Source organism: Gimesia fumaroli (assembly GCF_007754425.1).
In the GTDB taxonomy this organism is placed as follows: Bacteria; Planctomycetota; Planctomycetia; order Planctomycetales; family Planctomycetaceae; genus Gimesia; species Gimesia fumaroli.
The window spans coordinates 6,377,620-6,391,739 of the sequence record NZ_CP037452.1; the positions used below are offsets into that span (position 1 = coordinate 6,377,620).

Here is a 14,120-nt window from a genome sequence, read left to right on the forward strand (position 1 = left end):
AATACGCAAGGGGTTTTTGTTTATCTTTTTCGTTGATTGCTTTAAGCGGCAATTTCCTGCTCGTATTGTCGAACGGGGGCATCGTTCAGACGATTCAGGAAACCATTGTGCTGCTGATCGAACAGACGCTGCAAACCGTCATCCAGCATCGGCATCGAAATGCTCAACGCACGACGAATTTTGCGGGTGTGCAGTGAAGTCTCACCATTGGCAAAGCCGGTAGTACGTTCATTGAGCACATTCGCACGAGGCAGCACAGGCACGGTTAATCCAAATGTCGCCGCCAGTCGTTGGACGAATTCTACAGGGCTGATTCGTTCGCCGCCTGCTACATGGAAGATGCCCGTCAATCGTTCCTGATAGGCATGTTCAATAATCGCAGCCAGATCCGTCGCTAACAGTGGAGTGGCATGCCGATAGCAATCCAGCTTGGAATAGGTGCCGGCTTGCAAAGTTTGTACCAGATTTTCAATCTCGCCAGGCCCGTATGTTGCCGGGTTCCAGCCAAAGACATTGGTTCTGATAATCAATGTATTATCACACAGGCTGACTTCGCGTTCGATGGCGCGAAGAATCTCTGCCTGCTCGCTTTCACACACTCCCTGGCAGTCCTCTTCATGGAACATCCAGGGACCGGTAAAGATGGCATCAGAAGAGATGTGGGTAAAGCGGGCCGAATGCAATTCCGCAGCATTCACCCAGTTTCGCACCGCCACGACTGGATCGTTCGCGGAGAATTTTCCAGGATCGACCGACCAGGCAGAGTTGGCTGCTACGCCACAATACACAACCCACTGCGGACGAGCCAGGGACAACCAATGCTCGGCTGTCTCGACATCATCTTCCAGATAAGTATGAGTTTCGCATCCCTGGATGGAAACCGGTGTCGTTGAAGTTAATCCTACAACCCGATATCGACTGGATAAGCAGGTTGCAATATTTGCTCCGGCAACCGTATCAAGTCCAATAACCAGAACTGTTTCCACGCCGCGCCTCCATGCTATGACGTTGTTGTTATATCAGTCAGTACATTGTTCTTATTCTGATTTCCGAAATCACAAGTCTGTCTCTTTTCAACAGATTTAGAACTCGGTAATCAAACTCACAAAACAATCCCTTTGTTTCGCGAGAGGCGGATTATAGTTGGCATTCCTGATTTTCACCAACCCCAATTTGAAAGAGAATTTCATACCCCTGTTTCGGCTCGGAAACGTGAATCGATTCTGCTTGCTTCACCTATAATACATAACCCATATCAAGCATCGAGAATCTGAGACAGTCGCGATTCCTCCTCAAAAATCCCTCCTCTGGAACAGAAACCTGAAATATTTTTTCGAAAAAACAAATCGAAATCGAAAAAAAGATTAAAGGTTTGTCGTTTTTTTTATTTCATTGTCTTTCTTTCGTATTGACCTGCCTTTTGAAAAGCAATATCTTCCCGCCTCACATTAGTGATCTCTGCGCCTGATCCACAGGCCTGTCACTCACCTCCCACACTGATTACCCGTCAAACTAATTGATTCCATTTACCTTTCGTGTTGAAACAGCAGTGACACCTTGCGTACGAAACGCAAGCACTCACTGATACGATTCCTTCTCACAAAGACTTTTCAGACAATGTCCGTTTCGCGTCATTTACCGGAATACCCGATTCTTTTAGCAGGGGTTGCTACACCTGTCGTAAAAGGATTGCGCGAAATGGGACTGCCGGTCGCCGAACTCCATGAAGATCTGGCCCAGCTTGCCGGCTACCAGACTTCCAACTGGAACCTGTTACTGGTGGGAGCTCAGAAAACATTCAATGCCCAGGATTTACAGACTCTCTCTCACTGTCAAATCCCGGTCGTCGATCTCTCTGAATTCACCAGTGAAGCAGCCGTTGGTCGTCTTAAACACGAGTTAGGAACGAAATCCAACACGGGTAGCGAACAGTTCAACTCGGCCCTGGTGATTCAACTGAAGGAAAGAGTACAGCAAACAGGCGGTGCCTGGATTCGATTGGCAGATTTTCCTTATCCCTATCAGGGTGTTATCTGTTATGGCGAATCGGCTTTAGGCAAAGAATTTCGAGAATTCTCCAATGTCATGAGCCCGCTGACAGTCCCGCTGGAAATGCTGCATTTAAAAGCAGAATATGACTGGCAGGGAAAATCAGACAGCCAGACACAACGTAAACTTCGCGTCGAACTGATCAGCAGATACCGACAGGGACTGCCGGTTTCACTACCGTCTGTTCCGTCACGAGAAGAACTCAATCAGCTGTTCCAGAAGATCGGCCTGGATCGAAAACAGATACCGCTGGTCTGGGTCACTTCGCTGGAAACATTTTTCCGCTGGTGGAATTTAAGGCGTCAGCTCTCCGTGAGCATCAGCCACATTGCCTCCGGTTGGGAAACGATCATTTCAGGAAACATCCAGGGATTTCACCCCGGACTGCAAATCTGGAAAGGTCGTCATTCCGCGACCGTCTCACTCTCTCTGGGAGTGAATGAAATCAGAGACGAAACGATTGCGTTCGCAGCCAATCCGGAACGACACCCCGGAGGATTTACTGCACATTGGGCTGGCGTGAATTCCAGTCTGTTTCCAATCGACTTTAAGAAACCGGCGGCTTCGGTCGCTTCGTAAATCGACTAACTATTCCACATCACAGATTGATTCTCAGCGATTGAATTTTTTGATCGCGACATTGTAGTAGAAAAGGATTGTTCAAATGAAACGTTTTGGTTTAATGATGCTGGGTCTCGCGTTAATTACCCTGACGACAGGATGTCAATGCGGACGAGGCACCTGCGGAAGCTGTAATTATGGTCCCACGATGGCACCTGCTCCCTTTGGCGGTGGTGGATGTTCCTCGGGAAATTGTGGCGTTGGCGCTCCAACATATACACCACAGGGAGCCTACAACACTTACAATACCTATCAGTCTACAGCGAGTGCACCTGTGATTCAGGGAAGTGTTCCCACAACCGCATCTGCACCACTTGATCCACTTCCCATGTATTAAACGAAATACGTGAGAAGGTCCTTTTGTTGGGCGCTTGTCAACTCGGCCTGGTTCAGGCCGATGGGGAAAACAGACAGTTTCCCGGCTTGATTTCAGCAAAATTACTGCAACAATACTATTGTTCGCAGACGTATGGATTGTATCTACCGATCAGCCCTGATATACAGGTAATGACGTCCTCTGTTTTCTCCTCTGCGCGAATAGTTCGGTAGGGCAGAGACGATTGTTATTTGCGAACTTTATCTGAGTATCATACCCTGCCGGGTATCTGTAATTATGGCTGCTTTAGAAATCGTTAATTATCCTCATCCCGCCCTCCGCTGGAAATCCAAACTCATCAAAAGTATCTCGCCCGAACTGCGCGATACCGTAAAGACCATGTTTGAGTTGATGTACGAAGCGCGGGGCATCGGTTTGGCTGCCAATCAGGTCGCACTTCCCTACCGTCTGTTTGTGATTAATCTGACATCCGATCCTAATGAAAGCGAAGAAGAATTCGTATTCATCAATCCGGAAATCACTAAACGCAAAGGGACCACGGAAGGCGAAGAAGGCTGCCTGAGCCTGCCCCAGGTGTATGGCGACGTGAAACGATCAGAAGAGATCACCGTCGAGGCCTATGATCTGGATGGCCAGTTGTTCGAAATCACACTCGATGATCTCGCCGCACGTGCGGTCCAGCACGAACTCGATCACCTTGACGGCATCATGTTTCCGGATCGAATGGTGGATACGAAACGAGTCGAACTGGATGCACTGATCGCCGATTTCGAATCAGAATTTCGACATAAACAGAAGTCCGGCGAGTACCCGTCTGACGAGGAAATTCGTAAACAACTGCAACAGCTTGAAGAGGCGCTGGGATAAATCGAATCACGCACTTTAACTGATTCGCTGTTTGAGCTATCCGAAACACAGTTCGCCCCGCTAGAGTTTGATACAATACCCCGGTTTTCTGCGACGGACTGGAATGGTCCACATCGCCGCCTTGAGGAGACTCCGCCGTGCCTTTAAAAGTTGTCATGATGGGAACCGGCACGTTCGCCATCCCCGCATTTCAGGCGCTGATTGATTCCGAACACCAGGTACTCGGGCTATATACCCAACCCGATCGAACAGGCCGCGGCCATCATCGGCACAAAAATCCCATGAAGGAGCTCGCACTCGCACATGAAATTCCTGTGTTTCAGCCTCCCAAAATCAATACGCCGGAATCGCTGGAAGAATTGCGGCAACTTGATGCGGATGTGTTTTTAGTCGCCGCTTACGGACAGATTCTCTCACAAGAACTTCTGGATATTCCCAAATACGGGGCCTTTAACCTGCACGCCTCACTATTGCCGAAATACCGTGGGGCTGCCCCCATTCTGTACGCCATTCGAAACGGCGAAATCAAAACCGGCGTTTCTCTGTTTCGCATCGAACGCGCTCTCGACTCCGGTCCGGTTGCAGCAATGGTCGAAACTTCTATCGGCCCCAAAGAAACCACGGGCGAAGTCCAGAACCGACTGGCCGAACTCTCCGCCCCGCTCGCATTGGATGTACTCAAAGAAATCGAACAGGGAACACTGAAAGAAACACCACAAGATCATACTGAAGCAACATTTGCGCCCACTCTCGATAAACAGGAAGGCGCCATCGACTGGAACCAGAGTGCTTCGCAAATCGCATGTCACGTTCGGGCGATGCAGCCCTGGCCTAATCCCTTCTCATTTCTCCAGCAACCAGAGCAGGAACCACTTCGATTATTGATACTGGATGTGGAACTACTCAATTCAGAGCAAATAGGCGAACTGAATCTCGATCAGGAACTCCAGAATTCCGCCCCAGGCACAGTGATCTTTGCCAATACAAAACGAGTCCTCATCAGCACCGGCAAGGGAGTGCTGGAACTGAAACAGATTCAGCCTCAGGGAAAACGGCCCATGCAGACCAGCCAGTTCTTGTGTGGCAGGAAAATCAACCCTGGAGACCACTTTGGAAACCCTCCCGCAGAGCAAGGATAAGTGAACGCAAAATCACTGTAATTCAGCAACTTCACTCTTGCCGCGTTTTCCCGTTTCTGAGATGATCCCGCCCCTGAACTGAGGCGATGCAGTATTAATAAACACAAGGAAGTGAATTAGATGCGCCGAATTATCGCGGCTCTGATCTTCATGATGATTGGAGCCGGAGGCATGTATGCCGCGTTTGAGTTTCATATTGTGCAATCCAAGGAAGGCTGGCTTTTCATTCCCAAGTCGCAAGCCGGCCTGCACGACACCTATGCCGACATCAGAGACTGGAAAGCAACGACATGGAAAAGCCATCCTAAGTTAGCGCAATCCCTGGTTGAGAATGGCAAAGGAAATCTCATCATTAAATCAGCGTCGAACGGTTTTTTCGACGGCCTGTTTCAGAGTGCCCCTAAAAAACGTTCTGCTGAAAACACCCAGACTCCGTCCCAACGTTATTAAATCAAAGCCTCGAATGTCAGTTCCATCAACGCGCAAATAGACAACGATCCCAAACTGTGAAACGACAAGCACCCAACAGACCGAATCAGTCTTCCAACAGGAAGTCTCAACGAATACTCAAAGCACTGACTTTGAGTCTCTGTCTGTTGTTGTGCCTGCTGTTGACTCAAGGCTGTCGTAGTGCTGCCAAAAATCAAACAGTCCATCTACCGGCCCGGCATAGCGTAAGTGCGGAACAGCTCATTGTCCTTAGTGATTTCAAACTCGGGCAGGACCATGAACTGTTTCAGGATTTGATCAAGCTCCGTGAGGACGTCGCTGAAACGTTGAGTATTCCACTCAACAGCGAACAGGTCACCGTCTACCTCTTCACCAATCAGGAAGAATATCGAAATTATCTGGACATGACCTACCCGGGGTTGCCTCCCCGCCGTGCCTACTTCGTGGGAACTCCCAAGGAATTGGCCGTCTATACATTTTGGGGTGAGCGCATTCAGGAAGACCTGCGGCACGAATTCACGCACGGTCTGTTACACGCCAGCTTGAAAACCGTCCCTTTATGGCTCGATGAAGGACTGGCGGAATACTTTGAAGTCGCCGGCAATACGCCCGGACAAGTTAACCGCGATCATGCTTCGCGGCTTTCCACCGCCCTGAATAACGGCTGGAAACCCGATATGAAACGTCTTGAGCAACTGGAAAAAGTCTCACAGATGCAGCGGGTTGACTATCAGGAAGCCTGGGCCTGGGTACATTTCATGTTGAACAGCACGCCGGAAACGCGAGACACACTGCTTGAATATCTGGCGGAACTGAGAACCAACAATCATCCCGAAGAACTGAGCACACGGCTGCCCCGTGATATCCCGGGCGTCGATCAGCGGTTTGTAAACTACGTCGCCTCGTTAAATACGTTCCCCTCACGCTAAATCGGTTCATCTTTCCCGCAAAGCACGAGCAGTTTCGCGTCCCGCTGACTTGGGTGATGTCTGATAATCAGCTAAGATGCAGCAGTTAAGTATGCCCTCAACTGCACGACGCCCCCGTGATATTGGATAAATGAGATGCTGGCCCGACTGCGCCTGTTGCTGGAACTGATTCGTTTCAGCCATACCATTTTTGCACTCCCGTTTGCACTGCTCTCCGCAGTACTGGCCTGGCGTGGCCAAACGGTTCGCTGGCAAGAACTGGTCGGCATCCTGCTCTGCATGCTGTTTGCCCGCTCCGCAGCGATGGCCTTTAATCGACTCGTCGATCGCGATATCGACGCTCAGAACCCACGCACCCAAAGCCGCCATCTGCCCGCCGGTCTGATCAGTGTGCGCGCGGTGTTTCTCTTCACACTGCTGACATCGCTGGCATTCATCGCCTCGACGCTCTTGTTCTTACCCAACCGCTGGCCCCTGTATCTGTCCATTCCAGTTCTGCTGTTTCTGCTCGGCTATTCCTATGCCAAGCGTTTCACAATCTGGTGCCACTACTGGCTTTCCGCTGCTTTGATGCTCTCACCACTTGCCGCCTGGATCGCCATTCGCGGCAGTCTTTCACTGGAACCGATACTGCTGGGACTGGTCGTCTTTTTCTGGGTTGGCGGATTCGATATTATTTACGCGTGTCAGGATGTCCATTTCGATCAGGAAACCCGGCTCTCCAGCATTCCCTCACGCTGGGGAATCAGAAAAGCACTCCGTTTTGCCATGCTCAGCCACGCATTGACCATCGTCTGCCTGTTCAGTCTGTGGTACGTCGCCGCATTGGGAATTCCCTTTCTGATTGCGGTTCTTGCTGTGGCAGGCCTGTTGATCTACGAGCACCTGCTGGTGAATCCCGACGATCTGGGACGCGTCAATCTCGCCTTTTTTCACGTGAATGCCGTCATCAGTATTGGTTTGTTCTTTGTGGGATTGATCGATGTCTGGCTCGCATAAGCGGGCCTGAATCGTAATAATAAAGTAAGTCTCTGTTGCGCGGTCTCTGCGACCGCAGCAAACTCATTTGAACACCTGAAAAGCAATAAAGAATCAACAGTCAGTCTGATGAATCTAAATCAAACCGAACAACAACAGTTGGATCTCATTACCCGCAAAGTCGAAGCCGGCGAACGCATCACTTTTGATGAAGGCGTCTTCCTGGATGAGAAAGTCGATATTCTGACGCTGGGTGCACTGGCCAATCAGATTCGCGAACGCAAAAACGGTAACTTCGCGTTCTATAATACCAACATTCATTTGAACCCAACCAATGTCTGTGTCTATCGCTGTAAGTTCTGTGCATTCCGGGCCGACCTGAAATCGCCCCGTGGCTACACCTTCACCGATGACATGATCCGCGAACGTGTTCAGGAAGCCCGGACTACCGGCGCAACGGAAATTCACGTCGTGGGAGGCCTGCACCATCAGAAAAAATTTGACTGGTATTTGAATGTGGTTCGCGTGATTCATGAAGAATATCCCGAACTGCACATCAAAGCCTGGACACCCGTGGAAATCAACTGGTTCAGTTTTATGACCAAAAAGCCGACACGCTGGGTCTTGGAACAGATGATGGAAGCCGGTCTTTCCAGCATGCCGGGCGGGGGCGCAGAAATCTTTCACCCCGAAGTCCGCGAACAGATTTGCGAGCACAAGGCCGATGCAGAAAGCTGGTTCGAAGTTCACCACGAAGCCCACAACCTCGGCTTGCGCAGTAACGCCACCATTCTCTACGGCCACTATGAACAGGCCAAGCATCGCATCGACCATCTCTGCCGCCTGCGAGAGCTGCAAGACGAAACCGGCGGCTTCCAGACATTTATTCCCCTGGCATTCCATCCCGAAAATACAGGCATGTCAGAGATCCATAAACCATCGGGACTGATGGACCTGAAAGTAATCGCTTTGTCACGAATCATGCTCGACAACTTTGACCACATCAAAGCCTATTGGATCATGCTCGGCGAAAAGACCGCACAAACAGCACTGAGCTTTGGAGCAGACGACCTGGACGGGACCGTGGTTCATGAACTGATCTATCACGACGCCGGCGCCAAAACTCCGGAAGGTCTGACTGTCGAACAATTACACCGTCTGATCAATGAAGCAGGCCGAATTCCCGTCGAACGTGATACACTCTACCGTCACATCGTCAGAGAAGGCGCTGACTGGAGTGTCGGCGAACCGATTCTGACCTCCGCCGCTTCGTGAATGATTTCAAAACAGGAGAGACTCCCCATGACCGATTCTGCCGTTTCTGACTCCATTCAGGTACAGTCGTTTGACCATATCACACTGGTCGTAAAAGACCTGGAAGCATCTCGCCAGTTCTACGTCGATTTTCTGGGAATGGAACATGTTCCACGCCCGGGGTTCTCTTTTGAAGGGCACTGGTTCCAAATCGGCGATCAGCAAATTCATCTGATCCTCGAGCATGATCAATCCGGAAAAGCCGGCAATCTCGACCCCGATCAGAACACACGCACGCATCATTTTGCGTTTCAGGTTAACGATGCAAAACAAGCTTATGAGAAAGCCGTCAGCCGGGAAATCCCCATTGTTTCGCCCCCCAAATCGCGACCCGATGGTGCCACGCAAACCTTCGTGAATGACCCGGACGGCCATATTATCGAACTCTGCTCACTGGCTTGAACGGTCTTAGCTCACTCCGAATATCAGCATTTTAACGGTTTTTCAGGTATTCGTTCAGCAGGGAGCGATTCAAGAAATCGTTAAGCTGCCAGAAGCATCAGAATCGACTGGAAATTCCATCAGATGATACGGTATACTTGAAATACAAAGAGCTTAGATCAGCTCTCCCCGAGAAAAAAGTAGTAAGAAAACGCAGCTCAGACTGACATCTAACAACCACATAGCTTTAAGAACGAGTAGAGAGGGACAGGGATCGCAATGACGGATGCACCCAAAAAAATGATCATGGGCTCAATGGCCGCTTCCGGACTGGTGGCTGTTCTCGCTCTGGTAGATATCATTGCTGGCATCCCATTTCGAGGCAGCACGATGATGGATATCATGTTCCTCATCTCAGCCGCACTGGTTCTGTTTCTCTGCTGGGATGCCTGGAAAGACCTGCGATAAGCGGATTATCAGGCGTTTCAGGATTCCGTGTCCGGTTCGTTGCCTGCGTCTTCCTCTACTGATTCTGCCCGCTCATCCAAAGGCGCCTCACCCGGTATTTCGGATGCTGGTTCATGGAATGAAGTAGACGAGACCATATTCAATTCCGGCACCGCTTCATCGACTGTCATTTCCGCACCCGTCAATTCAGCGAGTTGCTGCAATAGCTCGCGAATGATGAGTTCGGCATGCACTTTTTCCTGTAGCCAGGTTTCCCGGTTCTGATCCCAGGCCGCATCCCGAATCGACATCTGCTCTGCTTCGAAGCGTAACTGTTCGCCGCGCAACCTCAGTTGTTCATCACGCTCAGCAATCCATTCGGAAAGATCCTGACGTTCCTGGCGAAATTCGTCACGGTGCCGATGAAATACTTCTTGAGAATGATCCAGCTCCTGACGTTCCACCGAAAGAGATTCACGCAACTGACGGTAATGCGCAGCCAGAGCGTCTCTGGCTTTTTCCAGTCGCTCACGTGCCGCTTCTTCACCTTCTACCTGCGTCAGTTGTGCCCACCCCTCTTCGAGAGCCAGACGCATTTCCAGTGTACCACGGTGTGTCTCTTCAACCTCAGACCTTAGTGTGTCCAGTCGTTCGCGACGGCGTTCCAGATTATCGGCGTGCAACGCCAGCATATCCTGCTGGCGACGCAATTCGGCCTTTTGTGCGTCACGGTCTTTTTTCCAGGACTCATATTCTTGAGTCATCCGCTGCGCCTGATTCAATTCCTGGCGTTCTACCTTACGCCGCAGTTCTAAATGCAACGACCGCTCGCGACTCAAAGACTCTTCGCGTTGATGTAATAGATCCCGGAACCGATCCAGCTGTTTCATGCGCAACAGATGAATCCGCTCGTTCTGTTCGTGCTGCTGTTGCTGGATCTGCTGCTGCCGCTGAAACTCATGCTGCTCCTGCTCGATCTGCTTCCGCAACCTTAACAGATGATTCTCCTGAAACTTGATCCGGTTCTCGATCAGCGTTCGTTTCTGCTCAAACTGCTCTTCCCGGGAACTGTACTCGCGCTGCAGATCCTCACGCTGAATTCTCAGCTGATGTTCAATTTCTTCAGAACGAATCACAAAATCTCGTTTCTGGGATTCCAGTGATTCCAGCTCTGCCTGCCTTTGGGACTCCCAATCCGCTTTTTGCGTTTTCAGTTCCAGCTCAAAGTTTTCTTTACGAGAAGCGAGCTCTTCTTCTACTTTTCGAATCGTGGTTTCATGTAATTCACGTTCGCGTTTCAGATGATTCAACTCAGTCTGCTTCACGCCCCGCCATTCTTCCTGGGCGTGTTCCAGGTCGCGTCGCTGCTCGGCCAGTGAGGATTGCACCTCTTCACGAATCCGGCTACGTTCCTGATTCAAATCCAGACGCTGTCGTTCCAGCGTTTCCCGCTGCTGAGCAAATTCAATCAGAATCTGATCCCGCATTTCACTGCGTTCCAGCTCCAGCGCATCCTGGGCATCGAACACTTTTTCCTGCTCATGCTGCACGGTTTTTGCCAGCTTTTCACACTCGACCGCTTTACGAATCAGTTCGGTCTCTTTCTCGCGGACGCTTGCTTCCCGTTCGTCATACTGTTCCTCAATCTGACCGACCCACATCCGGATTTTGCGTCGCTCATTATCAAGCTCACTCAATTGGCCGCTCAGCGTCTGCTCACGACGACTGATTTCGGCAAACTGCGATTTGAGGTAATTGGCAATTTCTCCCGCCTGCGATAAAAGCTCGGCGCCCGTTAAAGAAGCACCTGCTTCCGCTGCCCCCTGTGTCTGCATTTCCGCAGCGACTGATGCAAAAGAGAGACTTTCTTCCAGAGCTGCCTGCTTCTGGGCACTGAAAGACGAGGCTTCATCCTGCGGAATGGGTGCTTGTGAATGATGCGGAGAGTCTGCCCGGCGTTCTACGCCCTGGGGACTGGAAAGAGGTCGAGAGTCAGCCGCATCACCGCTGGTCGGTTTCATACCCGCAAACGGAGAAGGGGACTCTGTTTTCTGCTCAGGCTTGATTTCATCGCTCATGCCGGGATTCCTTTCCCTGAAAAGCGTCTCGCTATGTCGTCTGCTATCAGCACAAAATTGAGGAATCCCATTCCTCAAAAAACACATCGTACTTGAGTTCAAACGAATCAGTTAAACGACAAAAAGGGCAGAGAAGGATTGAAGACCATCCTCTGCCCACTATGTATTAAAACCGCAATTTCAATTGCGATTATAACTGGCTGTCAAGAGATGCGGAAAAGCGTTCTTTGGGAGTCACGCCCACAAACGTTTCAACAACCTGACCATTTTTGTAAAGCATCACAGTTGGAATCGCGCTGATGTTGTTTGAGGAAGCAACACCTGGATTTTCATCCGTGTTCAATTTTCCCACACGAACCCGGCCTGAGTAATCGCTGGCAATTTCTTCGATGGTCGGCATCATCATTTTACAAGGACCGCACCAGGGAGCCCAAAAGTCAACTAAAACTGGTTCCGACGCTTCGATTACTTCAGATTGGAAATTCGCATCAGTGAATTCCAGGACATTTTCAGCCATTACTGGTTGTCTCCGTTACAATTGGATTCGATATACTCATTTAAAAAAGCAGAGAAAATCGCTTCGACTACCCTGCAATGACATCGGTTCCCGACTCCAGGATCGCGCTAACCCAATGGAAATCAAGAACAAAATTGCTTCGCTTCTCATTGCAATTGTAGAGAATTATAGAGATCCTGTATATTGTGTCAATGCTCTCTATGAAGCTGAAAATGACAAAAACTCTTGTGAAATAAGGGATTACGCCGCGCGGTACAACGCGTACCGAAATATTTTAAACTCGACAAACTGAGTCCCTCTCGACAAAATAGGGACAACACACAATTGTCATAATCGTCTTATATTAAAGAACTTAATGACAGAACCCCTGGGAGCGGATTATGCACTCGTACATCAAATCTCTGATCTTGGCCGCACTTTGCTGCGCCCTCGCTCCCGCTTTCACCCAGGCAGACGAGGCATCCGAAGACCCGTTTAAGCCCTTTCCAGACCAACTTGCCCCTTCGCTGTTCAACGAAGTAGAGGATAAATACGAGTTCGGCATCCGCGCCGAAGAAAAAGCGCTCTACTACTATGTCCTCAAACATCTCCGCGAAACCAGCCTGCAGGACCAGAAGCAAGCCGCTCAGTTCAACCTGCAACAGAGACGATCCGAACTCAAAACATTCAAAGAACACCCCAAGCTGAAACTTCCCCTCTTTCCGGACATCTTTAAGAACAGCAATCGTTACAAAGGTAGACTCGTCACCTTGACCGGGCGGGTTCGAAAGCTGATTCATTACCCGGCCGAAAAAAATGAGTATGGCATCAAAACTTTATATGAAGCCTGGCTGTTTACCGACGACTCTCAACAAAACCCGACCGTCGTCGTCTGCACCGATGTGCCGCCGGAATTGAAAGACGGTCTTCCCAAAGGGACCGACGTCATCGACCACGTGACAGTCACCGGCTACCTTTTCAAAATGTACGTTTACAATGCTCAGGATGCGACACGGGTTGCTCCACTGATTCTGGCCGGGCAACTCGAATGGACTCCCCAGGTCGTTGATGAAAAAGGGAGTCTGCTCTTTTCCCAAATTCTGGCGGGCACTCTGATCATTCTGATTGCCGGCGTTGCGTTCGCCATGTGGAAAGCCAGCCAGAAAGATAAACAGTTCAGAGAGGCACGCTTGAAAACCAGCGAAGAACAAGTCAGCTTCAATCAACTGGAATCCCCGCCCGCTGCCACTCAAGTAGAACCAAAGCTGGCGGCGGAATCAAAATCTGAACCAAAGACAGAGTCGAAGTCCGAATCCAAATCCGACGACAAAACGCCGGAATAATCACTCAATTTAAAAGAATATTGTATCACTAGTATGAACGCGGATCTCACTCTCGCACCTGTCCAGAATCGTCCTCTCAAACTGGCCGTTCTGATTTCCGGCGGCGGAACCACTCTCACGAACTTTCTGGAAAAACGGGCAGCCGGTGAACTCAACATCGAGGTACCGCTGGTCATCGCCAGCCGCCCCGACTGCGGAGGAATCGCCAAAGCCGAAGCCGCCGGACTGCGCTGCGAAGTGATCAGACGTCGCGATTTTGAAAACACGCAAGACTTCAGTGCCGCGATTTTTAATCTCTGTCGCGAAGCCGAAGTTGATCTGGTGACACTCGCCGGCTTTTTGTCACTGATTCATATTCCTGACGACTTCCAGTACCGCGTGATGAATATTCACCCGGCGCTCATTCCCGCCTTCTGTGGACACGGATTTTACGGCCATAAAGTTCATGAAGCCGTCGTCGCGCGCGGCGTCAAAGTCAGCGGCTGCACCGTACACTTTGCCGACAACGAATACGATCACGGTCCGATCATCGGACAGAGCACTGTTCCCGTCAAAGGAACCGACACGCCCGACGAGGTCGCGGCGAATGTCTTCCAGGCCGAATGTGAGCTCTACCCCCACGTCATTCGACTTTTCGCAGCTGGTAAAATCAAAATCGTCGATCGCCGTGCTGTCATCGAAGAGTAACTTC

General features: G+C 50.4%; 15 protein-coding genes. 12 read left to right on the forward strand and 3 right to left on the reverse strand.

The genetic code is table 11. From position 1 onward, the window contains the following. Positions 1–41 precede the first annotated feature (41 nt). Positions 42–986, reverse strand: coding sequence for a sugar nucleotide-binding protein (locus Enr17x_RS24230; protein WP_198000770.1), 945 nt, complete (start codon positions 984–986; stop codon positions 42–44). Positions 987–1,617: 631 nt separating this feature from the next. Here Enr17x_RS24230 and Enr17x_RS24235 point away from each other — a divergent pair. From Enr17x_RS24235 to Enr17x_RS24280, 10 genes are all read left to right on the forward strand, one after another. Beyond that, positions 1,618–2,628: a hypothetical protein gene (locus tag Enr17x_RS24235; protein WP_145312252.1), complete on the forward strand. Its 1,011-nt coding sequence runs from the start codon at positions 1,618–1,620 to the stop codon at positions 2,626–2,628. An 85-nt stretch (positions 2,629–2,713) separates the two neighbouring features. Further along, positions 2,714–3,007, forward strand: coding sequence for a hypothetical protein (locus tag Enr17x_RS24240; RefSeq protein ID WP_145312253.1), 294 nt, complete (start codon positions 2,714–2,716; stop codon positions 3,005–3,007). A 276-nt stretch (positions 3,008–3,283) separates the two neighbouring features. Continuing rightward, complete coding sequence (def, locus tag Enr17x_RS24245) at positions 3,284–3,874, forward strand: peptide deformylase (RefSeq protein ID WP_145312254.1); 591 nt, start codon at positions 3,284–3,286, stop codon at positions 3,872–3,874. Between the two features lie 137 nt (positions 3,875–4,011). Further along, the gene (gene fmt, locus Enr17x_RS24250) at positions 4,012–5,013 is read left to right on the forward strand and encodes a methionyl-tRNA formyltransferase (protein ID WP_145312255.1); all 1,002 of its coding nucleotides are present in this window, start codon (positions 4,012–4,014) and stop codon (positions 5,011–5,013) included. Positions 5,014–5,133: 120 nt separating this feature from the next. Then, entirely contained in the window at positions 5,134–5,463 is a 330-nt protein-coding gene (locus tag Enr17x_RS24255) for a hypothetical protein (protein WP_145312256.1), read from the forward strand. A gap of 56 nt (positions 5,464–5,519) precedes the next feature. Beyond that, positions 5,520–6,392: a DUF1570 domain-containing protein gene (locus Enr17x_RS24260; protein WP_145312257.1), complete on the forward strand. Its 873-nt coding sequence runs from the start codon at positions 5,520–5,522 to the stop codon at positions 6,390–6,392. 135 nt (positions 6,393–6,527) lie between these two features. Continuing rightward, complete coding sequence (locus tag Enr17x_RS24265) at positions 6,528–7,391, forward strand: UbiA-like polyprenyltransferase (protein ID WP_145312258.1); 864 nt, start codon at positions 6,528–6,530, stop codon at positions 7,389–7,391. A 108-nt stretch (positions 7,392–7,499) separates the two neighbouring features. After that, positions 7,500–8,645, forward strand: a complete 1,146-nt coding sequence (gene mqnE / locus Enr17x_RS24270) for an aminofutalosine synthase MqnE (RefSeq protein ID WP_145312259.1) — start codon at positions 7,500–7,502, stop codon at positions 8,643–8,645. 27 nt (positions 8,646–8,672) lie between these two features. After that, positions 8,673–9,086 carry a VOC family protein gene (locus Enr17x_RS24275; RefSeq protein ID WP_145312260.1) on the forward strand — a complete coding sequence of 138 codons (414 nt, stop codon included), beginning with the start codon at positions 8,673–8,675 and terminating at the stop codon, positions 9,084–9,086. Positions 9,087–9,344: 258 nt separating this feature from the next. Beyond that, positions 9,345–9,533, forward strand: a complete 189-nt coding sequence (locus Enr17x_RS24280; RefSeq protein ID WP_145312261.1) for a hypothetical protein — start codon at positions 9,345–9,347, stop codon at positions 9,531–9,533. Positions 9,534–9,550: 17 nt separating this feature from the next. On the opposite strand, the gene Enr17x_RS24285 is transcribed toward Enr17x_RS24280, so the two are convergent. After that, entirely contained in the window at positions 9,551–11,590 is a 2,040-nt protein-coding gene (locus Enr17x_RS24285) for a coiled-coil domain-containing protein (protein WP_145312262.1), read from the reverse strand. Positions 11,591–11,780: 190 nt separating this feature from the next. Next, positions 11,781–12,107: a thioredoxin gene (gene trxA / locus Enr17x_RS24290; protein WP_145220676.1), complete on the reverse strand. Its 327-nt coding sequence runs from the start codon at positions 12,105–12,107 to the stop codon at positions 11,781–11,783. Between the two features lie 380 nt (positions 12,108–12,487). Between trxA and Enr17x_RS24295 the strand changes: the two genes are divergently transcribed. Both Enr17x_RS24295 and purN read left to right on the forward strand, forming a co-directional pair. After that, a complete protein-coding gene (locus Enr17x_RS24295) occupies positions 12,488–13,429 on the forward strand; it encodes a hypothetical protein (protein ID WP_145312263.1) in 942 nt (313 codons plus the stop codon). A gap of 33 nt (positions 13,430–13,462) precedes the next feature. Beyond that, on the forward strand, positions 13,463–14,116 hold the full coding sequence (gene purN, locus Enr17x_RS24300; RefSeq protein ID WP_145312264.1) for a phosphoribosylglycinamide formyltransferase: 654 nt from the start codon (positions 13,463–13,465) through the stop codon (positions 14,114–14,116). The last annotated feature ends 4 nt before the right edge of the window (positions 14,117–14,120 follow it).

What these genes read in the sequence shown, in the direction of transcription:
- Enr17x_RS24235 (WP_145312252.1), top strand. Translation starts at nt 1,618, where the DNA reads ATGTCCGTTTCGCGTCATTTACCGGAATACCCGATTCTTTTAGCAGGG.
- Enr17x_RS24280 (WP_145312261.1), top strand. Translation starts at nt 9,345, where the DNA reads ATGACGGATGCACCCAAAAAAATGATCATGGGCTCAATGGCCGCTTCC.
- mqnE (WP_145312259.1), top strand. Translation starts at nt 7,500, where the DNA reads ATGAATCTAAATCAAACCGAACAACAACAGTTGGATCTCATTACCCGC.
- trxA (WP_145220676.1), bottom strand. Translation starts at nt 12,107, where the DNA reads ATGGCTGAAAATGTCCTGGAATTCACTGATGCGAATTTCCAATCTGAA.
- Enr17x_RS24255 (WP_145312256.1), top strand. Translation starts at nt 5,134, where the DNA reads ATGCGCCGAATTATCGCGGCTCTGATCTTCATGATGATTGGAGCCGGA.
- Enr17x_RS24295 (WP_145312263.1), top strand. Translation starts at nt 12,488, where the DNA reads ATGCACTCGTACATCAAATCTCTGATCTTGGCCGCACTTTGCTGCGCC.
- Enr17x_RS24285 (WP_145312262.1), bottom strand. Translation starts at nt 11,590, where the DNA reads ATGAGCGATGAAATCAAGCCTGAGCAGAAAACAGAGTCCCCTTCTCCG.
- def (WP_145312254.1), top strand. Translation starts at nt 3,284, where the DNA reads ATGGCTGCTTTAGAAATCGTTAATTATCCTCATCCCGCCCTCCGCTGG.
- Enr17x_RS24275 (WP_145312260.1), top strand. Translation starts at nt 8,673, where the DNA reads ATGACCGATTCTGCCGTTTCTGACTCCATTCAGGTACAGTCGTTTGAC.
- purN (WP_145312264.1), top strand. Translation starts at nt 13,463, where the DNA reads ATGAACGCGGATCTCACTCTCGCACCTGTCCAGAATCGTCCTCTCAAA.
- Enr17x_RS24265 (WP_145312258.1), top strand. Translation starts at nt 6,528, where the DNA reads ATGCTGGCCCGACTGCGCCTGTTGCTGGAACTGATTCGTTTCAGCCAT.
- Enr17x_RS24240 (WP_145312253.1), top strand. Translation starts at nt 2,714, where the DNA reads ATGAAACGTTTTGGTTTAATGATGCTGGGTCTCGCGTTAATTACCCTG.